The following is a 23,343-nucleotide window of genomic DNA, read 5'->3' as shown; positions in this document are numbered from 1 at the left end:
TTTCTCATAATTTTTCTTGCCAACCGGTTTGAGGCAGGTAATATCGATCAATTAAGTGCTTGTTTTAAAATTTGATCCAGGTCACATGTCACAATCTTCCGCGTCAACAATATTTACCGTCAGCCGCCTGAATCAGACGGTGCGGCAACTGCTGGAAATGGAAATGGGCCAGATTTGGCTCACGGCCGAGATATCCAATTTCTCCCAGCCGTCGTCTGGTCACTGGTATTTCACCCTGAAAGATGACCGAGCGCAGGTGCGTTGTGCAATGTTTCGCAACACCAATCGCCGCACCACATTCCGCCCGCAAAATGGCCAGCAAGTATTGGTCAGAGCATCGATAACCTTGTATGAACCGCGCGGTGATTATCAGCTAATTGCTGAAAGTATGCAGCCTGCCGGTGATGGACTGCTACAACAGCAATTTGATCAACTTAAGCAGCAACTGGCAACAGAGGGCCTGTTTGATCAGCGCCATAAACAACTGCTACCTAGCCCCGCCCGGCAAGTTGGGGTCATCACTTCGGCCAGCGGTGCGGCACTGCATGATGTTTTGCAGGTTTTACAGCGCCGCGATCCATCACTTCCCGTTATTATTTATCCAACAGCGGTGCAAGGTGCTGATGCGCCGATGCAGATAATCCGAGCTATTCAATTGGCCAACCAACGTGCTGAATGCGATGTCTTGATAGTCGGGCGTGGCGGGGGTTCACTGGAAGATTTGTGGAGTTTTAACGACGAGCGGGTTGCCCGCGCTATTTTTAACAGCCGGATTCCCATTGTCAGTGCTGTCGGCCATGAAACCGATGTCACTATCGCCGATTTTGTCGCCGATTTACGTGCTCCCACCCCCTCTGCCGCCGCCGAGTTAGTCAGCCGCAATCAGATTGAATTGGTCAGGCAAATTCAGGGGCAGCAGCAGCGGATGGAAATGGCGATGGATTACTATCTGGCACAACGCAGCCAGCAGTTCACCCGTCTGGAACACCGTTTACAGCAGCAACACCCGCATTTGCGGCTGGCACGTCAGCAGACGTTATTACTGAAATTGCAGCGCCGTCTGGAAGACAGCGCGCAGAACCAAATCCGCCAGTTAAACCGGCGCACTGAGCGGCTCCAACAGCGCCTTGCACAAGTACAACCGCAGGGGCAGATTCACCGTTATAGCCAACAGGTGCAGCAGCAGGAATACCGTTTGCGCCAAGCTTTCGAGCGCCAGCTTAATGGCTATCGCCAACGCTTTGGTATCGCCTGTTCACAACTGGAAGCCGTCAGCCCATTGGCAACGCTGGCGCGTGGCTATAGTGTTACGCAGACTCCAGCAGGAGTGGTGCTGAAAACCACCAAACAAGTGCAGACAGGTGACAAACTGACCACCAGATTGCAAGACGGATGGGTGGAAAGTGAAATTACACAAATCAATGCGGCCAAAAAATCACGTCAACGCAAAGCGGCAAAACAGTAATGCCGCCCGCACTATGATCAACGGCTCAAACCGTAGGCAGGTAACTGAAGCGAACGCGGCTTTTCGAAATTAATCCGTGGCCGTTCTGGCAGAAATAATCAATTGCGCCGCACGCCTTTAATACCTGCAACGGCCTGGCGCAATCAGGGCAGTTCGCCTGTGGTAGATAGTTGCCATGACAGCCAGAGCAATGAAAGTGACCGCTTACTTCTGTCATCACTTTTTGGCAAACCGGGCATAATGCATCCATATCTCACTCCTTAAAGAACTACATCACCCCAAGCGAACGTAACCCGTATATTCCCAGCGCAGTGGTAAAAAATGAACCCACAGTGGTGATGGCAATGATATTGGCCGCCAATGTCGCATTACCGCCCATCGCTCTGGTCATAACATAACTACCTGCCGCCGTTGGTGTGGCGGAAAACAGAAATATAATTCCTAATGTTGCGCCACGAAAGCCCATCAACACGCCTCCTGCGGTCATCAATATTGGTACTACGAATAATTTTGCTGCCGAAGATAACGCCGCCACATTGGAAGATCGGAACATCGCGTGCCAGTCAAGGCTGGCACCAGTACACAACAGCGCCAGCGGCAATGCCAATGCGGAAATATAGCTGCCAGTATGCACGATGACCGCTGGGAGCGGTAATGCTATCTGTGCATAAAATAAGCCGCACAGTAACCCGATAATCAACGGGTTGGTCACAATGCTACGCAGCAATGCCAACTTGCTTATTTTGCCCCCCAGCCCTGCGTGTAAGCTGCGGGTCAAGGTGATAACTGACAGCATATTAAATAAAATCACCGTGACCGTCAGATACATCGAGCCGAGAGCCACCCCTTCGGCACCGTATGCGGTCATGGCAAATGCCAGCCCCATGATAGCAGTATTGGCTCTAAAACCGCCCTGCACGAATACACCGCGCTCTTTCGGGTCTTTTACCAACCACTTGGCAGCAATCTCAAGCAAGAGGAATGTCAGCAACGTGCCAACAGCACCATAGATAGCCAGCGGCAGGTTATCCAGCAGGCTAACATGGTTGGTGGCAACACTGAAAAATAGCAAACAAGGGAGTGCCAGGTTGAAAACCAGACGGGTGGCACCATCGCAGAAACGGTCATCCATCAAGCCAAAACGACGCAATAATACGCCGAGCAACATCATCAACAAATTAGGCACCGTGACACTAAATGCGAAATTCCAGGTTTCCCAAGACATGGCTGACCGTCAACTCCTTCTGCTTTTGGCAATTGGCTCCGTAGCGCAAATCCCTAACGTCATGCGCTAGAAATGAAAAAAGCGCGGGATGCCCGCGCTCTGCTGCTATTACTTACCTTTTTTCAGGTGCGACATCAACCGTTTACGTTTACGCATCTGGTTCGGCGTTAAAGGATTACGCTTACCCGCAAACGGGTTCTCGCCCTCTTTAAACTGAATGCGAATAGGTGTACCCATTACCTTCAGTGAACGACGGAAATAATTCATCAGATAACGTTTATACGAATCGGATAAATCAGTCACCTGATTACCGTGGATAACAACAATTGGTGGGTTATAACCACCGGCATGAGCATATTTCAGCTTCACACGACGGCCACGTACTAAAGGAGGCTGATGATCTTCTTCCGCCATTTGCATAATACGAGTCAGCATCGAGGTGCCCACTCGTTTGGTGGAGCAATCATAAGCTTCCTGAATGGATTCAAACAGGTTACCGACACCGCTGCCATGCAAGGCTGAAATGAAGTGGATACGGGCAAAATCAACAAAGCCAAGACGCAGGTCCAGCATATCTTTAACCTGCGCACGGGCCTCCTCTGTCATGCCATCCCACTTGTTGACAGCAATAACAAGTGAGCGCCCACTATTAAGAATAAAGCCTAATAGTGATAAATCTTGATCCGAAATACCATCACGGGCATCAATAACCAGCAGCACGACGTTGGAATCTTCAATCGCCTGCAATGTTTTGATAACAGAGAATTTCTCAACCGTTTCAGTGATTTTGCCACGTTTACGCACCCCGGCAGTATCAATCAGGATGTATTCGCGTTCATCGCGGGTCATCGGGATATAAATACTGTCACGGGTGGTACCCGGCATGTCATACACCACAACCCGATCCTCACCCAGGATACGGTTTGTTAGTGTGGACTTACCTACGTTAGGACGCCCAACAATCGCCAGTTTGATTGGTAAAGTCCGTGGGTCAAAGTCATCTTCTTCTGGAATTTCGTCGCTGTCTGCTTCCTGCTCCGCCCAGTAAGCCGCATTAGCTTCTTCTTCTGTCAACTCAACTTCAGGCTCTTCGGCATCCATATACGGTGCCATGACATCTTCGATCAACTGAGTCACGCCACGGCCATGAGAAGCGGCGATGGCGTGGACGTCACCCAAACCTAATGAATAGAAATCGGCGGTTGCAGTATCTGGATCAATACCATCGGTTTTGTTGGCGACCAGAAAAGTGGCCTTCTCGCGGCTACGCAAATGCTGGGCAATACCCTGATCCGCAGGCATTAATCCGGCACGGGCATCCACCATAAACAACACGATATCAGCCTCTTCAATCGCCAATAACGATTGACCCGCCATTTTGGTTTCTACGCCATCTTCTGTGCCATCAATACCTCCGGTATCGATAACAATAAACTCATGACCCTCGACCTCGGCACGACCATATTTACGGTCACGCGTTAGCCCGGGAAAGTCCGCAACTAACGCATCTCGGGTATGCGTTAAACGGTTAAATAAAGTGGATTTCCCCACATTCGGGCGCCCGACCAGCGCGATGACAGGTATCATTGTTGAAGCCTCATTACTTAATTTTCAAATCATTACAGCGCTGTAGCAAACCTTCAACAGCGCAGTTTTTAGAAGACAAACGGCCCCTGAATCTCAGGAGCCGCTTAAAACCTGTTGTTTTTGAACGTCGCAGCGGCGCTCATTCCACCAAATCACTGACTGGCGTCAGCTCATCGGAATTAATGAACCTTAATGAGGCTCACCCTGCGGGCAGGCATAAATGCGACTCAAACCAGTCACCGACTAATTTGTCATTTATTTGCGGCCCAGCTGCAACACCAATAACGTTAGGTATAGGCCTGTTGAACAGGCTTTAAATCAAGATTAACGGGTGAACGCGTATACCGTGCCGCCTTTCGCCTGAACCAACAGCTTATCGCTGGCAACCACTGGCGCACTCAGGAAGCCGGAGCTGTCCACACTTTGTTGAGACACAAAGCGGCCATCATCGGTGTTCACCCAGTGCAGATAACCTTCGGCATCACCTACGACCAGATAACCATTATACATCACAGGAGCGGTCAAGTTACGATGCAATAAATCGCTTTGACTCCAAAGAGTTATCCCGCCATCAGCTTTCAACGCAACGATGCGATCATTTTGATCGACCAGATAAATGGTGCCACCATCAACAATGATGTCATTCACTGAACCCATTTCGCGCTTCCAAACAATCTGGCCGGAACGCAGATCCAGTGCCGTCAGGTTGCCGTTATAAGCCAGCGCATAAACCACACCATCTACAACGACAGGAGTAGTATCAACGTCGTTCAGACGGTCAATTTCAGTGGTCCCGGTCACCGGTGAAATACGTTGCTGCCAGATTAACTGACCTTGCTCCATCATCACCGCACTGACGCGGCCATTATCGCCACCGACAAGTGCTGCACCAAATGCCACTGCTGGCGCGGATTCACCACGCAGAGATAATGCAGGCGTATCGAGGTTTAAGGTCCACTTGATCGCGCCGTCTGATTCACTCAGTGCTTGTAGCATTCCGTTCGACGTATGGATCAATACCACACCATCACTGACCACCGGACGAGACAAGGCTTCGCCAGCAACCACCGTCTGCCACGCCACTTGCCCATCGTCAGAGTTCAGCGCATAAACGACCGCTTTCTCGCTGCCGACATATACATGTGCGCCAGAAGCCGTTACACCACCAGACAACATGGCTGAACGATTACTGGAGAGGAAATTAGTTTTCTCAGACAAATCGGTTTGCCAAATTTGCTTACCGGTGTCGGCTTCCATCGCTTTCACCAGACCTTTACGGTCTGCGGCAAAAACAGTGGTTCCCTGCCAGGCGGGGCGCAGATGAGAGTAATAATCACCGATGCCACCACCAACAGAAGTACTCCACACTTTGGTTGGTGTGAACTGATTTTCAACTTTAGGCAGTGGTGACATCGTCACTACATCTTCTTCACTGTTAAACAGTGAACAGCCGCTCAATAGGGCAACAGAAACCAGTCCTACTAAGAGTGTTTTACGCAATTGCATGGGAATACCCCTTAGCTGGACAAGTTATTCAATTTCATGCGCAATAGTGCTTGCAGCGCCTGAGAAGCATTGGATTCGACGCCTTTACTGTAAGCGGCACGAGCACCTGCGATGTCGCCTTTGCTTAACAACGCATCGCCACGAACATCTTGCGCCATCGCAGTCCAGCCATCACCTTGTACTGCATCCAGCGTTTTTAACGCTTGGTCGGGTTTCTTCAATTGCAGTTGCACACGCGCAAGACGCAAATTGATCAATGACAGCAGATTTTCATCTTTTGTCTGGCCCAGCGCCTGACTGAGTTGCTGTGTGGCTTTATCAAACTCGCCTTGTTCAACAAAATGGTGGGCCAATTCTAACCCGGCAAGGACGCCGTAGTTATTTTTATTGCCCTGAACAAACTTTTCAGCAATAGCAACACCATCAGCACTGTTGGCTAACAAGGCATTACTGGCTTGCTGATAGGCAGAGGAGGCTTCGGTCATAGCAGTGTTTTGATGACTCTGCCAGTAACGCCAACCCACTAATGCACCAATCCCGAGCACCACACCCACGGCCAGCGCTTTACCATTCTCACTAAAGAAACGGCGCACTGCATCAACCTGGTCATTTTCAGTGGTATAGACTTCCACGGTGTCTCTCTCCTTAACCCAACATCAAAGCCAGACGCACAGCAACATCCGCTTGCGCCAGCGTTTCTTGTTCACCACTCCGCAAATCTTTTACGACCACTTGCTTTGCTGCGACTTCGTTTTCGCCGAGTATGAGTGCCACGCGCGCGCCCCACTTATCAGCACGAGTAATTTGCTTTTTGAAATTACCGCCACCGTAGTTAGTCATTAACTTTAGGTTAGGTAAATCATCTCGCACACGCTCAGCAAGCTGCATTGCAGCACTTTGCGCCCCCTCACCCGATGAGATGAGATACACATCAATTATTGCGGGTACTTTGAACTCTGGATTGACGGCCTGCACCAACAGAACCAGACGTTCAAGCCCCATAGCAAAACCAACAGCCGGTGTTGCACGACCACCCAGTTGTTCAACCAGGCCATCATAACGCCCACCGGCACAGACTGTACCTTGTGCGCCCAAACTGTTGGTCACCCACTCAAATACGGTGCGGTTGTAATAATCCAAACCACGAACTAAACGCTCATTTACGGTATATGGGATACTGGCCTGGTCTAAAAGTTCACACAAGCCCGCAAAATGTTGTTTTGACTCTTCATCCAGGTAATCAGATAGCTTAGGTGCATCGTTAAGCAACAACTGTACATCTGGATTTTTGGAATCGAGCACACGTAACGGGTTGCTGTACATGCGGCGCTTACAGTCCTCGTCCAACTTATCAACATGTTGTACCAGGAATGTCACTAGCGCTTCACGGTAATTGGCACGCGCATCCAATGATCCAATGGAGTTCAATTCAAGCTGCACATGCTCGGTTATTCCTAAAGCACGCCACCAACGGGCGGTCAGAAGAATCAATTCTGCATCAATGTCCGGGCCTTGTAGACCAAAAACTTCCGCACCTAACTGGTGGAATTGACGATAACGCCCCTTTTGTGGGCGCTCATAACGAAACATTGGGCCGATGTACCAAAGACGCTGTTCCTGATTGTACAGCAGACCATGTTCGATACCCGCGCGTACGCACCCTGCGGTGCCTTCCGGACGCAGTGTCAGACTTTCGCCGTTGCGATCGTCAAAGGTATACATCTCTTTTTCAACCACATCGGTAACTTCACCGATGGCGCGCTTGAATAACGGGGTCTGCTCTACAATCGGCATACGGATTTCGCTGTAACCGTAGCCTGCCAGCACTTGCTTTAAGCTGCCTTCAATACGCTGCCATAGTGCCGTATCGGCTGGCAGGTAGTCGTTCATACCACGGATGGCTTGAATGTTCTTTGCCACGTCTGTTCTCTATAGTTTTATACCCTACTTAACTTGACGTTGTAGCGATGTTCGCCGCAACATCAAAGGCATTGGGCATAATGCAAAAAATAATACCGATTATAGAGGCTTGCTGCCCACATATTCAATGGGGACAATCTGTTATCTCTACCGGCGCAATATAAAGCGGGCCATGCCCGCTTGTGCCGTTCTGGTCGACAACACGCTTGCCGACGATAGTTTGGCCGATAACAACATGACTTATAATATTATTAACAACAATATTACTGGTGAAATTTATTTATCATCCAATAGATTGATAACAATTCGGTTTTTGGCATCAAGTATTGATGCTTTGGCCCGAATTTTAGCTTCTAACTGGTCAATCATATTTTTGTTATCAAAGCGTTCTTTTTGACGAATGCCATCTTCATAGAAACCGCTTTTGTTATGAGCACCGGTCACACCAATAGTCGACACTAAGGCCTCACCCGGACCATTAACCACACAACCGATGATAGATACATCCATAGGTGTGATCAGATCTTCTAGCCGCTGCTCTAAAGCATTCACAGTACCAATAACATCAAATTCTTGGCGAGAGCAGGTTGGGCAAGCGATAAAGTTAATCCCCCTGGAACGGATACGCAAAGATTTCAAAATATCAAAACCTACTTTCACTTCTTCTACCGGATCAGCGGCCAGTGAAATTCGTAACGTGTCGCCAATACCTTCAGACAACAATAAACCTAACCCAATAGCAGATTTAACTGAACCACTGCGCGCACCACCCGCTTCGGTGATCCCCAAATGCAAAGGATTATTGATTTGTTTGGCTAATAAACGGTAGGAGTTTACTGCCAGGAAAACATCGGAGGCTTTAACACTGATTTTATACTGATCAAAATTGAGGCGATCAAGAATATCGACATGACGCATCGCGGATTCAAGCAGGGCTTCCGGTGTAGGTTCACCGTACTTTTCCTGAATATCTTTTTCCAGCGATCCACCATTGATACCAATACGGATAGGAATATTGTGATCACGCGCACTGGCAACCACTTCCCGAATACGGGCTTCGTTACCAATGTTACCGGGATTGATTCGCAGACAATCAACTCCGTATTCAGCCACTTTCAGGGCAATACGATAGTCAAAATGAATATCGGCAACCAACGGCACTGTGACATCTTGATGCTGCTTAATTAATTTAAATGCCTCAGCCGCCTCCATCGTGGGTACTGAAACCCTGACGATATCCACACCAACGCGTTGCAATGCCACGATTTGGGCAACGGTTGCAGCAACATCCGTGGTTTTGGTATTGGTCATCGATTGCACCGTAATTGGCGCACCATCACCAACGGGCACTTTACCGACGTAGATCCGAGTCGATTTACGCCGAATAATTGGGGATTCATTATGCATTACACACTCTCCTTTACAGTCGTGTAGTTTTTACATGGTTGTTTAACAAAACCACCATTCTACTCTACACCGACAGTCAGGCGGGCTACGCGATTAGCCTTAATAAACTTAGTTAAATCTACTGGATTACCCTGATACGTAATAGTCAACGCACCTGGTGCTCCGATGGTCAGCTTATAAGGGGATTTACCAGACAGATTTAGAGTCGCGCCCCCTTTTTGGATACCACTAAACAGTGTTTTTCCAGTTGCATCAACAACCTGTAACCAACAATCAGCTGTGAAATTCATAACCAATGAACCCACAGACGACGCAACACCATTCACCCCTGCATCTGCGGTAGGCAGTGGTGATTGTGTGGTCGCTACATCAGGCAAAGGAGCCTGACTCGGGGAGACAACAGCTGGCGCTGCCACTGTCGCTCCCTGAGGTGCTGTTGTTGCGGCAGTAGCGGTATTCGTCGCTGGAGCCGCAGATACTGTGCTGTTGGTAGCAGATGCAGTATCAGTAGTTGTTGGTGTCGGCGCTGACAGGCTGTTATTCGCAGCCGGAGCCGAAGCATCCGGTGCGATAGCATCGCTGTTGTCATCAGACAGCGGCACAGGTTGCCCGCCATTTTGCGACAATTGAGCAGAAGACTGATCGGCCATCGTGGCTATTTCAGCTTGCTGTGCCTGATGATTTTGCCACCACCAAGCGCCGGTCAGACCTAGCACAACCAACACGATAAGCCAGGTGAAAGTCATCAACCAGCCATCACGTTTTTTGTGTTTTTTACCCAATGAGAAACTCTGCATCGGGGCAACCTTAGCCGCTCTGACTGGAGCCTGTTTTGCCAGTATAGGTAATAGTTCATCTTCAGGAAGATGGACCAATTTGGCGTAAGAACGAATGTAACCACGGTGGAATGTTGAGGCGAGATTAGCTTGCGCTTTATCCTCCTCAAGATCGCGGATTGTGGATACCTTCAGACACAGACGTTCTGCAACCGTCTGCTGAGTTAACCCGAGTGCTTCACGGGCTTGACGCAGGCGCACACCTGTCGTCTCTGGAACAGTTTGATCTTGGGAGGCTTCAGTATTCATTAGCTAGAAAGTGCTGGTACTGTTTGGATTGTGGAAAACTTCGCGCAAGCTGCTTGCCATAGCGTTGTACACTATCTTGACGGCCTGCTAGCGCGGCGAAACGAATTTGTAGCCATAAACTTTCAGCACTGGCTGGAAGCGTATGTTGGTAGACATCCAGTAATAACTGCGCTTGAGCGCGATTCCCTTCTCCAAAATGCCTTTGAGCTTCTGCAAGCAGCGGCTCACCTTTATCCGGATCATACTTTAAAGCCCGACTCAGCAACACACGCGCCTGCTCATTTTGGTTAGCCCGTAAAAAGCAATAACCTGCATTTTCCAGACTATCCGCGACCTGACCGTAATCAGGTAACAATGCCGCCGCGCTAAACTGTTGTTGAGCCGGTACATACTGCCCTAAACTACACAGAAACGCACCGTAATTATTTAGTACCGTGCCATTTCCCGGAGCCAGTTTCATCGCCTGCTGATAACGCTGTTCTGCAGCACTGTTTTCACCGATACGTTGTTCGTAAAAAGCCATGCCCAATTGAGCGCGATAATCCTGTGGATTCGCCTCTACAGCCTTCTCAAGATTCTGACGTGCGGCATTAAGATCACCTTGCGCCAAATACTCCAAACCCAGTTGTAAACGCGTCTGCCCTGCCGCGGGTTGATTGGCTTTTTCCGATGAAGAACCGGAGCAACCAGCCAATACTGTCGCTATCAGGCACACTCTCCACATTCTTGTCAGCTTCATGCTTTCTCAATTGTCCTTAGGTGTGAAGATACCCGTCATCTTTCAAACCACAAGTGTACTGGCAACTCTTGCGACTCAGCCCATCCCTGGACCTTGTTTGCGCGATGCCGCTGCCAGCAGCATTCCTGCAACTCAAATGATTTAGGGTATAATCTTTTCAGTATTAGACACCTTGCAAATTATAAGTTAAATAACAATAAGTTATATGCAAGCATGAATCTTACGAATCAGACTGTTTTAATGGCAATAGGTTCACCTGCCATTTTCTTTTTCAGGGTACGCTTAGTACGATCGATAACTTCACCGGCTAACTGGCCGCAGGCGGCGTCGATATCGTCACCACGCGTTTTACGCACAATAGTCGTAAAACCGTACTCCATTAATACCTTAGAAAAACGATCCACCCGGCTGTTTGAACTACGGCCATAAGGTGCGCCTGGGAACGGGTTCCAGGGAATCAAGTTTATCTTGCACGGCGTATCTTTCAAACACGCCGCCAACTGGTGGGCTTGCTCGGTACTGTCATTGATGTGATCCAGCATAACGTATTCAACCGTAACCCGCCCACCATTGGCTTTAGATTTCGCCAAATAGCGACGCACCGCAGCCAGGAAGGTTTCAATATTGTATTTACGGTTGATTGGCACAATGTCATCACGAATATCATCGGTCGGGGCATGTAGAGAGATAGCCAAGGCGACGTCAATCATGTCACCCAGCTTATCCAACGCTGGTACCACACCGGATGTCGATAAGGTCACGCGGCGTTTGGATAAACCGAAACCAAAGTCATCCATCATGATATCCATAGCTGGAACCACGTTATTCAGGTTCAGCAATGGCTCTCCCATCCCCATCATCACTACGTTAGTGATTGGGCGGATACCAGTGGCTTTTACTGCGCCAATAATTTTAGCCGCACGCCATACCTGACCGATGATTTCCGATACCCGCAGGTTACGGTTAAAGCCCTGTTGTGCCGTAGAGCAGAATTTACACTCCAGTGCGCAGCCTACCTGAGATGACACACACAGCGTTGCACGGTCACCTTCAGGGATATACACCGTTTCGACTTGCTGATCGCCAACCTTAATTGCCCATTTGATAGTGCCATCTGTCGAGCGTTGCTCTTCTGCCACTTCTGGCGCACGAATTTCTGCAACACGTTGCAATTTGGTACGCAGCCCTTTATTGATATCGGTCATTTGCTCAAAATCATCAAAGCAATAGTGATACATCCACTTCATGACCTGATCTGCCCGAAAAGGTTTCTCGCCCATTTCAGCGAAAAACTCGCGCATTTGTTGGCGATTGAGATCGAGCAGATTAATTTTGCTGCTAGCAGGAGCGGCGGTCTGAACCGCATTGTCAGACAGAGATGCAGCATCAACAGGTATTGATGCTGCTAAGAGTTGTTCGGACATGAGTTGTCGTGGCCTCGTTGTTACACTTTACGGCGCTGCGCTTTAAACCGAGTATGGCTTTCGAAACGGCGATGAATAAATAATAGAACGCCCCGGCAGATATCTCCAGCGGGGCGCGGCATTGTACAAATTTTAGAGCATGGATTCCATGATTGGAAAGGTGCGCTGACAACTTTATTGTTTCAGTTGATTAAATAACCACCACTCCTGCACCGAATCAATCAATTAGCGCGGACAAATTTCACTCTCGGTAAAGAAATAAGCAATTTCACGCTGGGCTGATTCAACCGCATCAGAACCGTGTACCGCGTTGGCGGTGAAACTTTCAGAGAAATCGGCACGTAAAGTACCCGCCAGAGCGTTATCCGGGTTGGTAGCCCCCATGATATCACGGTGGCGCTGTACGGCATTTTCACCTTCCAGAACCTGAACCATGATCGGGCCGGAAGTCATAAATTCAACCAGACCATCGAAGAATGGGCGGCCTTTATGTTCAGCGTAAAAACCTTCAGCTTGTTCTTTAGTCAGTTTCAACATCTTTGCCGCAATGATTTTGAAACCAGCACTTTCAAAACGAGCATAAATAGCGCCAATGTTATTTTTGGCAACAGCATTGGGTTTGATAATGGAGAAAGTACGTTCTAAAGCCATGATAACCTCGATTGGATTTCTAATATTTACCGGACTCGGAACCTGCACTGCGCTGTGTCATTAATAAAACAGAGGCAATATTAATAAGCACATAGACTTGGCTGGCAAACGGTTCCTTTACTCTATAATTGTGCCGACCCGGTACAGTGGCCGCAGATTATATGTGCGCTGCTAGCGCTTGCATACGGGAATCACAACATTTCATTAAAAATTATTTATCTTTATTCCTCATTTTTATGCACAACTCACACTTTGCATAAAAATCAGTTTGCCATACTCTGTGCCCCACACCCGAAAATTCAATTCAAAAGTTATTAATATCAAAGTTCATCGATAAACTGAAAGCCCACTTTCTTTTTTACAATTGCTGACGGCTGGCTGATAACATCCGATACCAGTGCGCGTTTTCCTTTCTTAGCCAAATAGTCGGCGAGTGCCCTGATAGCCGCAGTACCCGCCCCTCGAATAACCCCGTTATTAGCCGGGTTAAGAACATAGGAAGGATTGGTCAACGAACCGGCAATGCCCACATCAACATCGTTAATATCTACCGCCATAGCGATGCTGATGACCTCACCGGATAAACGCACAATCACATAGATATAGTCATCGCGCGATGTTCTTAACCAACTTTGCGCCACATCACTGACCATAGCAGCAGCAGAAATAATCGCATCCATGCCCTGATACAGATTTGGAGTGTTGGTGCTTCCTATCTTCTCAACGACCTTTAAAGACCTTGCAGCCTGACGGTACCGTTGCCGCCACTCTTCTATCACTGGAGTAACATTTTGCCGAGCAGCCAATGTATCTTCTGTCGCGCCACTGATCACCTCGACATCAAAACGCAATTCAGGTTGTTCAATCCACTCACCATTAAGCTGTCTTCTGGGTACCGTCTCGACAAAATGAAAATTTTGTAGCGCCAGTTCATAGCGCCCCTGAGGTAGTGACTGCACAACTTGCGGCGGCTGGGTTTCAGATCCCACATCATTATGGCGTAAATAACCCGCATAGCTGAGTTGTGAAAAATCAAATGCCGTTTTTATCAGTGCGGCATTATCAATATTTTCGGTAACGTAGGTTCGAACATTCTCAATTAAACGTGCATCAGTAATAGTATCGGATGCGGCATAACCGGTATCTCCAGAACTGATAATGCGCGCAATAACGCGGCCAAAGTTTTCAGCATTCCAGGTACTGTCACTGTCACCAAATAACAGCGTAAAATCAGTCAGAATATTTAGCGTCCAATCGATGCAAGGCGGAATAAGGTCACGGCGAGAACGCAGATGTGGAAGTACCTCATATTTCATCGAGACGTTGCAGGCCAGAGCCGTTGCCGCTAGCGTTAATGACTTACCGTTCATATCAGAATTAATATGAGTCAATGTGCCTGTTGGGTCCGTCGCAAAATCTACGAGGAGTATTTCAGAAGGAAAGGTGTCATTATTTTCTATTCTGGGCAGAGGTTCCGACGTACCGGATATTTGCAATATTTTATCGCTACTAGTGCTGAAAAACTCGCTGGCATCAGTTATAAAACGGTCAGCCTGATTACACTTCCCCTGGATAATATAGTTATAAATATTAAGCAGCGGGACTAACCAACAGGCCGCGATTCCTGCAACACCGCGTTCGGTTCTATTATTTTTTTTCTCAACGGTCATAACAAGCTTATCTATTATCAGAGGTTTTAACGTGTTCGCATTATTAATAAAGAAGCTAACATTGGTATTATAAACATCAAATAAATAGCTAAAAATCGGGTAAACATTGACCGACACGCCACCACTAGACTCAATAATTTGAACTTCAAAATAGCCGCCATTGAATATCGATAACATGGATAACCTACCGACCTGATTATTTATTTTAAATATGGCGCTATTGTTACTTTCTTGATTAATAAAAAACACTTCACCTCCTTTTATTTTAAAAAGCCCACCACCGGCTATATCTATAGTGTAATCATCTTCGCTTGTTATATTAAAGCTAATCAATACTTGCTTATAACCTATTCTTTTATCAGCCCAATGACTACCAAAGGCATATTGTATAGGAATAATCATGCTATTTTTGATAACACAGTGTTGGTCACAGAGAAAATGCTCATACTGAGAGACTCTAATACTACTAATGGCATTATTCATATCTATATTTTCTAAATCTGATGCAGTGTAATTATCTGTCAGAACAAAGTAATCACCACTATAACTGTCATTTCTATAGATAATAGCCTGAGTGTCTGGTGGTATAATGATTGAATTTATTCTATCATTAAGAGGATTCATGATATGGCTTCTATTCGGGCGAGTTTCGCTATATAGGTCAATCCGTTCATTGCCAGAGATACAAATAGAATCACCGATAAAACTATCCTGTTCATAAAAGCAGGCAGCACTCCTTACTTTAAAGGAACTAATTGCATTATTTAAATTTGTCCATCGACGGGATGAGTATAAGTCAATATTCTCTTTGAATGTTAAAGACCGCCCTGAAAAATTTATATCTTTAAATGCCGTAACCACCATGCCATGAGGGACGGTAATAGATGATATTTTATCATTCCATTCATGTTTAAGGTCACTGACCGCCTGACCCTGAGTAGCACAAATAGACTCCCCTTGGAAACCTTCATCAGCATAAAAACAAACTTTAGGGGATTGGGCAAAAATATGGGAAGTTAAGAGAACTGAAGATATCATTACAAAGTAAATGTGATTAATCATATTATCCTCCAGTTATGAATAGCAATGTGCCATATCAACACTGGAGATAATCTATCGAATAAATAAAAACAATAATATTATTTAATTTATCACAAAAACATTAATAATAATGTAATATAAAAGAAGGTTATAAGTTGTCATTTATTAATTTTATATATGAGCTTATTCTACCCGAAACAACAAATTGCTCACCATACCACTTTCATCCAATAGATTAAGCTGATGGCGGCCTGGTATCGATAAAGTTTGTACCCACGACTGATTATTTTCGGTCACCGCCACCTGTTCCCCATCAAGGAACCACCAATGCTGGCCCTGCCCACCTTGCGCCGCCAACCGCAGGTCGAGGCTATTATGTCCCGGCAAGCGCTTTAGTATCGCACCATCACGTATCCCCAAAATCAGCAACGGAGCCACATCAATACTGCCTTGTGGCGCACATTGAGGGCTAGCTGCGGGTAAACGTTGCAGTCGGCGTTCACTGACTGGCAACCACGGTTCGAGCGGCAGTGGCCATAAAGTTAATGGGGTAGCAATCGCGCCAGCGCAATCTGCAGCAACTCGCTGCCCCTGCGCATTCAGCCAGAGACTAAGCTGGCCGCCCTGCATGTTCTCCTGCCCTGGTGCGGCAAGAGTCGGTGGCACAGTGCCATCGAGCACCCAGCTTTGTCGCCGTTGTCGACAATTGCTATCACCGGCGGCCAAGGGTTGCCCGCCCGGCCAACAAATTTCGGCCCGAGTGACCGAGGAGGGCTTGGGATCGATTGGCAGTTGACGACCACTGTGCTGCAATCCGCCCATCAGCAGATTATTAACCTGATTCAATATTGGTACTGCGGTGGCGTAACCGAACTGCCCGGCAACCGGTGTACCATCTGGCCGCCCGACCCAGACACCAATGGTATAACGGGCGTTAATGCCAATAGCCCACGCATCACGATAGCCATAGCTGGTGCCGGTTTTCCATGCCAACGGCACGACTGCCGGTAGGTTATCATCCGGTAAAGGTCTGGCTTCACCGGCAAGAATACGGCGGGTTATCCATGCCGCGCCGGGAGAAAAAAGCCGCCGTTCCTGTATGTTTTGCTGTGGCTCAAAACGTAAAGTGGCAGCCATTCCACCACGAGCAAAAGCACTATAAGCTGCAACCAATTGATCTAATCGTGAACCGGTGCCGCCCAGAATCACCGCAAGGCTGGGTTCGCTGTGAGGTGGAAAACGTAAGTGTAAACCGCCATTACGTAAGTTGGCGGTAAAACGCTTCGGCCCATACACTTCCAGCAGTTGTACCGCAGGGAGATTCAGCGAACGCACCAATGCCTCGCTGGCACTAACCGGCCCATGAAATCCGGTATCGAAATTACCGGGCCGGTAATCACCAAAACGACGCGGGACATCCTGTAACAGTGATTCGGCATGGATCAGGCCGTCATCCAGTGCCATTGCATAAAGAAAAGGCTTTAACGTCGAGCCAGGTGATCGCCATGCACTGACCATATCCACATGACCGAAACGGCTGTTGTCCTGAAAATCCACCGAACCAAGATAAGCACGCACATTCATGGTGGTATGGTCCACCACCAGCAAGCCTAGCGATGTTTTCTCTGGTAATTGATGCCGCCAACCCACAGCCATATCTTCCAATTGACGCTGTAAACCGGCGTCCAGCGTAGTCTGAATCACTTCGCGTTGGTTGCCACGGGTTAAGCGGCGTGCCAATAAGGGAGCTAATTGCGGCACCTGACGCGGAGCCAGCCAGATATCTTCTTGTTTGATATCAGCCACCTGCTCAACCGGCCACACCTGATAATCCGCCAGCCGGCTTAACACTTTATCGCGCGCAGCTTTAGCTCGCAGTGGATAACGATCCGGGCGCAAACGGCTCGGAGCCTGGGGCAAGGCAGCCAATAATGCGGCTTCTGCCGGCGTTAATTGTGAGGGCGGCTTACCCAGATATGTCCAACTGGCCGCGCCAATGCCTTGCAACGTGCCACCAAAAGGGGCGCGGTTAAGATAGATTTCGAGAATTTGATCTTTAGAAAAGTGCCATTCCAGTTGAACCGTTCGCCATACTTGGCGCAATTTACCCGCTAACGTGCGGGGATGTGGGTCGATTAAGCGGGCAACTTGCATCGAGAGCGTGCTGCCACCGGACAGAATCTTACCGGCCCGCAGATCCTGCCAGGTAGCGCGGGCCAGTGCCAATGGATTCACGCCGGGATGAGAGTAGAACCAGCGATCTTCAAAGGTAAGCAGCGCTTGCAGGTAATAAGGTGAAACTTGATCGAGTGTCACTGGATAGCGCCAAACCCCGTCAGCATCGGCAAAGCGCCATAGCGGGGTGCCATCTTCGGCGGTCACCACCCGCGCGACCTGAGCCTCTGTCAGCGGCAGCGGCCAGCGCTTATCTGCCAGCCACAATAGAGCCGGGAACAGCACAACAATGAGCGCCAGCCACCAAATTTTGCGGTGATAGCGGGAGAAGCGGTTTTTACCCATTAACATTGATAGCATCCCCCTTTGCTACTGAGCCGCATAGGGGGAGTAAGCATTTACTTTACGATTTCAAGTTGTGGCACGGTCGTTCCCAGCGCACGCCAGTCCGGTACATACATCGATTCCACCTGCGGCGCGGGCACCTGATAAACCCCCGGTGTCACGGCACGGGCCAGATACAGCAACGTGGTATGACGATAACCATCAACACTCACTGCCGCGACATAGCGGTCATCACGAAACTCCTGATGTTTAATCTCTGACTGCTGCATATCCTGTAACAGTTCAGTCACACTACTGGCGCTCTCCCCCAGACTGGCGCTGCTGTCACCCAGATTTTGGTTTTCCAGCTCTAACCCCGCGGGCAGTAAATCGACCACCAGTGCATCAGGCACCCGTTTATCTGCCCACACATCCAGATGCACCAACACCAGCTCGCCGCTCTTCAGGTGTGATAGCGGTAATGGGTTGCCATCCAGCCCAATATATCTGCGGCTAATATGCAGATTATTGCTGAACGGCGCAGGTGTATGCTGCGGATACCCCACGATATTGATGCGGCTATAGAGTGCAACATCACCCCGATTTTGCATCTGCATACCGCCAGTCAGTTGCGGCGCTGACCAGTTTTGATTCAATGCCGCGTTTTGTGTCACTGTGGCACTCTCAGCGAGACTCTCCGCCGTGGCCGCTATGGCAGCCTGCCACGGTGTTTCAGCACCACTCATCATGGTGCGACCCGCCAGGAATACCGCATTGCTCTCCTGCGTTGACAGATAGTTGCGGCTGGTCAAAGCATCAGACAGTACCAACAGACGAGTATCGCGCACCTGTGGCAACAAATTGTGGTCAGTCAACAATGCCAAAATCAGTGCGTCATCACGTATCACGCTGCCATAATCTTCCAGCCAGTAATCCTTATCATTGCGTGAAGTATCCAGCCCCTGACTAATGGCTTCTTTGGCTCGCGGCATATCCCCCATTAATTTGAGTGCAACACCCAACTGCACCAACGGTAAGCCAGAACGGGCTTCGTTGCTGCGGGTGTACAACTGGCGTAGTGCGCCAAGTGAGGCTTGCTGTTGCTGTGCCAGCACCAAACCGGCATAAGCCTGCACCGCAAAACGGGTATGTTTGGCTTGTTCGCTAGAACGCGTTTCTACCTGATTTGGATCCTGCAAGTAGCGCTGCAAACGGTTATTCGCCGCCGTCAACGCCGCAACCGGTACGCTGTAACCCTGCTGATTAGCGCGATATAGGAAGTCTGTGGCATAGGCGGTCAGCCAGAACTCTTCCGGGCTGTCATTACTCCACAAACCAAAACTGCCGTTGTGACGCTGCATACTGAGCAAATGCTCAATCCCGACGTCAATCGCCTGCCGACGTTTCTCATCGCTATCGGCTTTAATTCCCAACGCGCTCAACTGCGCATGGTTACTGTACAGCGAGGGATACAATCCGCTGACGGTCTGCTCTAAACAACCATAAGGGTAGGCGTACAGCTCGCTGATATAGCGGGCAAGATTGAGCGGAGGGCGGCTGGTAAGCAAAAGTTGGCCTTGCACTGTTTCTGCTATCAATCCCGCAGTAGCATCCGCCGGCAAGCTCCAACTTTCGCCACTGTGCAATACGTTGGCAAAATGGCGGGTTTGGGCCGGAGTTGCAGGCCGCACGCCGATCTTCCAAATATGCTGATAATCCGGCAGTTTTTCATTTGGCAGCACCATACCACTGACCTTCAGACTGATATTTCCCTGGCCAAAGCCATTTAGTGCCCGCACCGGAATCAACACTGTTTTGCGTTCGCCCTTAGCCAACGTAACTGACTGAGTTTGCACACCATTTAATGCCAGTAAGTCACTGGCGGCCAATTTGAGCGACAGAGTTTGCGGCAGTCCTGATAAGTTACTCAGATCCAGTGCCAATTGTGTCGTGTCACCACCCGCCAGAAAACGCGGCGTTGCCAATTGCGCAATCAACGGTGCTGCGACCACCACTTTAGCCTCTGCGTTGCCAAAATCTTCTGCGCTCCAGGCTTGCGCCATTAGACGCAGTTCTCCGTTAAAATCAGGAATTGCCAGCTCAACCGTACCTTCACCTTGTGCATTCAAGGTCACCGGCAGGGCTTGCTGTGCCACAATGGTCACTTCCGTGATCGGCTTTTTGCCGCCACGGGACAGCGCATCATCGTCACCGCCATCGCCACCAAAACGCAGGCTGGCCAAGCGCCCCTGCCCTTCAATCAGTTGCCCGTAAACATCATATTGATCAACGCTGTAGCGTTTGCGACCAAAGAAAGCATCATACGGGTCTGGTGTAGCGAAATCAGTAATATTCAAGATACCGCTGTCGACCGCCGACAGCAGTACTTGCACTTTTTCAGGCAATGGCGCACCGATCCGGTTGGCTTTAACTTTAACGGTTAAAGTTTGGTTCGGACGGATACGCTCAGGAGCATCCAATTGCAGTGCCAGTTTGCGAGTTTCATCCACCAGCGGCAAATGCAGCAATCCCACCGCCCGTTTAGGCGTGGCTTGCTGTGCTTTGTCGCCAGGACGAATCACCGTCGCACTGAGATACAAATCGTGACGGTTCCATGCCTTGTTAATCGGCACCTCGATATCCGCGCCCCCAGCCGGAATAGCCACTTCCTGCCACCACAACGGGCCATCGCTGGATTCCACCAACAGATAGCCATTACCGGCGGCGGGGGCTTCAATATGTAACTTCACTTTTTCACCGGGGCGATAAGCCGGCTTATCCAGTGTCAGTTTGACTTGATCTGGACGAACAGCGCCACTGCCGCCGGTATTGTCCTGCCAGCTATAACCGGCCCAGAAACGCGAACTGCTGACCAATTCATTATCTGGATTACTCACCTCAATACGATAAGCGCCCCACTCCACCGGGAAGCTGACTTTGGCACTGCCATCAGCGGCAATATTTACCGTTTGTTCCGCCAGAGTCAGGTCTTTTTTATCAAACAGTGACTGCCAGCCATCACTTTCTGACCACTGCCAGTAGTAATCGCGCCGCTCACGCACCAACTTCACTTTCAGGCCATCGGCGGCCAGCTTTTTACCGCTGGCATTCGCATAGATAATTTCAAAATCGGCCGTGGTGTCCTGATCGACCATCGCCTGTGATTTATAACTGTCACTGCGATAATCATAAACTTGCTGCTTGTTGAATAACGGGCGAATACCTGCCAGTACATCGGCTGGCCACAATGCCTGTTCAGCACGGCGGGTTACTGGCCGCCCACCGGATTCTAGCAAGCTGGCCTGTAAAATCAGTTTCAACGGCGATTGCGCATTCTGCCAACTGTTATCCACAGCGACATCCGTTTGGCCGTCGCTATCGAGTGTGGTATCAAACTCATCTAAGGTGCGAGAGAGGTTCTCTTCCGTCACAGAACCAAACTCAAAACCGGGTAGCGCGGCAACCGCCTCGCGTAAGGGGCGTAAAAACAGTTGACCTTGCAAGCGGTTACCTGAGGCCGGTGCGCCATATAAATAGCGGCCAGTTACTGCAAAGCTGGCTTCGCTGTCAGTGGCAATCGGTTCTTTGCTGGTGGTAATTTCCAGCGCCATACGCTCTGGCAGGAAATCTTCCACTTTAAATTTGTACAGACGCGGCTGGTTGTCACCCAAATTCAGGCGCAACGACCACTCCCCGGTTGGGCCGCCTTCCGGTATAGCATATTGATATTGATACAAGCCCTCCTGCGGCTGCCAGACAAAGCTGCGTACCACCTGATTATCGGGTTTGAGGATATCCACTTTAACTGGCTGCGTTGCCAAAGGTTTTCCATCGGCGTCTCGCAGTAAGCCATTAACAATTAAGGTTTCACCGGGGCGATAGAGGTCACGCGGGCCAAAAATAAAGAACTGCTTTTGAAAACCTTCCGGCCCGGCAATATCAAATTCAGCCAAGTCCAGCGCCGGAACCGTAAGATCGATTAAGCTGGTCTGCCCGTTTTGCGAGGCTAACAGTAGCTTAGCGTTAGTGTTTTTTTCCAGTTGCGCATGGCCCTGACCATCAGTTTCAGCCTGAGTCAGCACTTGCCCTTTTTCATCCAATACTTGCAGTGACACGCCTTTCAGCGCCGCACCACCGGCCAGCGCCTGAGCAAAGACATCCATCCGGTCATGATAGCTGTGCAGCGAAACACCGATATCACTCAGCGTAAACAAAGTGGCGGCATTGGTGTAACTGTATTGCCCGGCTTGTTGCATCACCGCCAGATAGACACCAGACTCCTGTAACGGCTTGATATCCGCCAGTGGCAATAGCAACTTTTCACGGGTATTGGCGGCAGGATTAAGGTCAAAGCGGCCGGTATAGACCAAATCGGCCATTTTCAGCAGTTCGTCTGATTCCCAGTTCGACAGCGCACTGCGGTACTGCCAGCTAGCGAGGAAACTGGCCAAACTGCTTTGTTTAATGCGAAAGAAGTTAACATCGACGTTATTCACATTCAGCGCCATCACCGGCAAGCCCTGTGCCAGCTTGCCCGGCAGCAAAGAGCCTTTACTGGCAAAACCAACGCTCGGTTTGATGTCGCGGGTGGTGATTTGCTGCTGCTGTTGTTTACCCAGTTGCCCACCACCGATGCCTTTCAGCGTGCCGTCTATGGTTAATAACAACTTACGCTCGGGTTTAAGGTGGCGTAAACGCAGCTCCATCAGATTATCGGATAGCTCCCAGGCACCGTCGATTTTGCCGCTGACGGTATCAACCAGATGCACCTGCGAGGCAAAATCTTGTTTAGTATCCAGCGGCTGCGAGAAGGTCAACACCATCGCGCTGGCCCCATCGAGTTGCAGCTCAGAAGCATCAAGCAAGGTGAACGGTTGCCCTGCATGGCGTTTCGCCAACGCTGCCAGTACAGCGGTATCATTCGTTTTAACCGCAGTATTAGCCACCGGCGCACTGGCCTGAGTTGCCGGCGCGGCGACATCCTTTTTATCGCTGCTGTCGTCACAGGCCGTCAATAGCAACACGGCACTTAATAACATGGCACTGCCCAAGATGGTCGCCTGGCACTTTTTGATTCCTGACGTTAACCGCTGCAATCCGTTGTGATTCATATCCTGCTCCGTG

General features: G+C 49.3%; 15 protein-coding genes. 1 reads left to right on the top strand and 14 read right to left on the bottom strand.

Annotated elements, in window-relative coordinates; all coding sequences use genetic code 11:
* Positions 1-85: 85 nt before the first annotated feature.
* On the top strand, positions 86-1,465 hold the full coding sequence (xseA, locus tag AT01_RS17500; RefSeq protein WP_042548055.1) for an exodeoxyribonuclease VII large subunit: 1,380 nt from the start codon (positions 86-88) through the stop codon (positions 1,463-1,465).
* A 25-nt stretch (positions 1,466-1,490) separates the two neighbouring features.
* On the opposite strand, the gene AT01_RS17495 is transcribed toward xseA, so the two are convergent.
* From AT01_RS17495 to AT01_RS17430, 14 genes are all read right to left on the bottom strand, one after another.
* Positions 1,491-1,715 (bottom strand): zinc ribbon domain-containing protein, encoded by a 225-nt coding sequence (locus AT01_RS17495; protein WP_004702474.1) that lies wholly within the window; start codon positions 1,713-1,715, stop codon positions 1,491-1,493.
* A gap of 18 nt (positions 1,716-1,733) precedes the next feature.
* Complete coding sequence (locus tag AT01_RS17490) at positions 1,734-2,690, bottom strand: AEC family transporter (RefSeq protein WP_042548054.1); 957 nt, start codon at positions 2,688-2,690, stop codon at positions 1,734-1,736.
* 108 nt (positions 2,691-2,798) lie between these two features.
* Positions 2,799-4,277, bottom strand: a complete 1,479-nt coding sequence (gene der, locus AT01_RS17485; protein ID WP_042548053.1) for a ribosome biogenesis GTPase Der — start codon at positions 4,275-4,277, stop codon at positions 2,799-2,801.
* Positions 4,278-4,601: 324 nt separating this feature from the next.
* On the bottom strand, positions 4,602-5,783 hold the full coding sequence (gene bamB / locus AT01_RS17480; RefSeq protein WP_042548052.1) for an outer membrane protein assembly factor BamB: 1,182 nt from the start codon (positions 5,781-5,783) through the stop codon (positions 4,602-4,604).
* Positions 5,784-5,794: 11 nt separating this feature from the next.
* Positions 5,795-6,415 carry a YfgM family protein gene (locus tag AT01_RS17475; protein WP_004702463.1) on the bottom strand — a complete coding sequence of 207 codons (621 nt, stop codon included), beginning with the start codon at positions 6,413-6,415 and terminating at the stop codon, positions 5,795-5,797.
* 13 nt (positions 6,416-6,428) lie between these two features.
* Positions 6,429-7,703 carry a histidine--tRNA ligase gene (gene hisS, locus AT01_RS17470; RefSeq protein ID WP_042548051.1) on the bottom strand — a complete coding sequence of 425 codons (1,275 nt, stop codon included), beginning with the start codon at positions 7,701-7,703 and terminating at the stop codon, positions 6,429-6,431.
* A gap of 276 nt (positions 7,704-7,979) precedes the next feature.
* Positions 7,980-9,110 carry a flavodoxin-dependent (E)-4-hydroxy-3-methylbut-2-enyl-diphosphate synthase gene (gene ispG / locus AT01_RS17465; RefSeq protein WP_042548050.1) on the bottom strand — a complete coding sequence of 377 codons (1,131 nt, stop codon included), beginning with the start codon at positions 9,108-9,110 and terminating at the stop codon, positions 7,980-7,982.
* 59 nt (positions 9,111-9,169) lie between these two features.
* Positions 9,170-10,195 carry a cytoskeleton protein RodZ gene (gene rodZ, locus AT01_RS17460; protein ID WP_042548049.1) on the bottom strand — a complete coding sequence of 342 codons (1,026 nt, stop codon included), beginning with the start codon at positions 10,193-10,195 and terminating at the stop codon, positions 9,170-9,172.
* Positions 10,185-10,934: a type IV pilus biogenesis/stability protein PilW gene (gene pilW / locus AT01_RS17455; RefSeq protein WP_042548048.1), complete on the bottom strand. Its 750-nt coding sequence runs from the start codon at positions 10,932-10,934 to the stop codon at positions 10,185-10,187. The genes rodZ and pilW overlap by 11 nt, the downstream gene beginning before the upstream one ends.
* A gap of 227 nt (positions 10,935-11,161) precedes the next feature.
* Positions 11,162-12,358, bottom strand: a complete 1,197-nt coding sequence (locus AT01_RS17450; protein WP_004702451.1) for a bifunctional tRNA (adenosine(37)-C2)-methyltransferase TrmG/ribosomal RNA large subunit methyltransferase RlmN — start codon at positions 12,356-12,358, stop codon at positions 11,162-11,164.
* Between the two features lie 225 nt (positions 12,359-12,583).
* Positions 12,584-13,009, bottom strand: coding sequence for a nucleoside-diphosphate kinase (ndk, locus tag AT01_RS17445; protein ID WP_042548047.1), 426 nt, complete (start codon positions 13,007-13,009; stop codon positions 12,584-12,586).
* Positions 13,010-13,329: 320 nt separating this feature from the next.
* The gene (locus tag AT01_RS17440; RefSeq protein ID WP_042548046.1) at positions 13,330-15,741 is read right to left on the bottom strand and encodes a peptidase inhibitor family I36 protein; all 2,412 of its coding nucleotides are present in this window, start codon (positions 15,739-15,741) and stop codon (positions 13,330-13,332) included.
* Positions 15,742-15,903: 162 nt separating this feature from the next.
* The gene (gene pbpC, locus AT01_RS17435; protein WP_042548695.1) at positions 15,904-18,240 is read right to left on the bottom strand and encodes a peptidoglycan glycosyltransferase PbpC; all 2,337 of its coding nucleotides are present in this window, start codon (positions 18,238-18,240) and stop codon (positions 15,904-15,906) included.
* 53 nt (positions 18,241-18,293) lie between these two features.
* Entirely contained in the window at positions 18,294-23,330 is a 5,037-nt protein-coding gene (locus AT01_RS17430) for an alpha-2-macroglobulin family protein (protein WP_042548045.1), read from the bottom strand.
* Positions 23,331-23,343 lie beyond the last annotated feature (13 nt).

Origin of the sequence: Yersinia aldovae 670-83 (assembly GCF_000834395.1) — a bacterium.
Classification (GTDB): domain Bacteria; phylum Pseudomonadota; class Gammaproteobacteria; order Enterobacterales; family Enterobacteriaceae; genus Yersinia; species Yersinia aldovae.
This window is presented reverse-complemented; position numbering and strand designations above follow the sequence as displayed.

What these genes read in the sequence shown, in the direction of transcription:
- xseA (WP_042548055.1), top strand. Translation starts at nt 86, where the DNA reads ATGTCACAATCTTCCGCGTCAACAATATTTACCGTCAGCCGCCTGAAT.
- AT01_RS17495 (WP_004702474.1), bottom strand. Translation starts at nt 1,715, where the DNA reads ATGGATGCATTATGCCCGGTTTGCCAAAAAGTGATGACAGAAGTAAGC.
- AT01_RS17490 (WP_042548054.1), bottom strand. Translation starts at nt 2,690, where the DNA reads ATGTCTTGGGAAACCTGGAATTTCGCATTTAGTGTCACGGTGCCTAAT.
- der (WP_042548053.1), bottom strand. Translation starts at nt 4,277, where the DNA reads ATGATACCTGTCATCGCGCTGGTCGGGCGCCCGAATGTGGGGAAATCC.
- bamB (WP_042548052.1), bottom strand. Translation starts at nt 5,783, where the DNA reads ATGCAATTGCGTAAAACACTCTTAGTAGGACTGGTTTCTGTTGCCCTA.
- ispG (WP_042548050.1), bottom strand. Translation starts at nt 9,110, where the DNA reads ATGCATAATGAATCCCCAATTATTCGGCGTAAATCGACTCGGATCTAC.
- rodZ (WP_042548049.1), bottom strand. Translation starts at nt 10,195, where the DNA reads ATGAATACTGAAGCCTCCCAAGATCAAACTGTTCCAGAGACGACAGGT.
- pilW (WP_042548048.1), bottom strand. Translation starts at nt 10,934, where the DNA reads ATGAAGCTGACAAGAATGTGGAGAGTGTGCCTGATAGCGACAGTATTG.
- AT01_RS17450 (WP_004702451.1), bottom strand. Translation starts at nt 12,358, where the DNA reads ATGTCCGAACAACTCTTAGCAGCATCAATACCTGTTGATGCTGCATCT.
- ndk (WP_042548047.1), bottom strand. Translation starts at nt 13,009, where the DNA reads ATGGCTTTAGAACGTACTTTCTCCATTATCAAACCCAATGCTGTTGCC.
- AT01_RS17440 (WP_042548046.1), bottom strand. Translation starts at nt 15,741, where the DNA reads ATGATTAATCACATTTACTTTGTAATGATATCTTCAGTTCTCTTAACT.
- pbpC (WP_042548695.1), bottom strand. Translation starts at nt 18,240, where the DNA reads ATGGGTAAAAACCGCTTCTCCCGCTATCACCGCAAAATTTGGTGGCTG.
- AT01_RS17430 (WP_042548045.1), bottom strand. Translation starts at nt 23,330, where the DNA reads ATGAATCACAACGGATTGCAGCGGTTAACGTCAGGAATCAAAAAGTGC.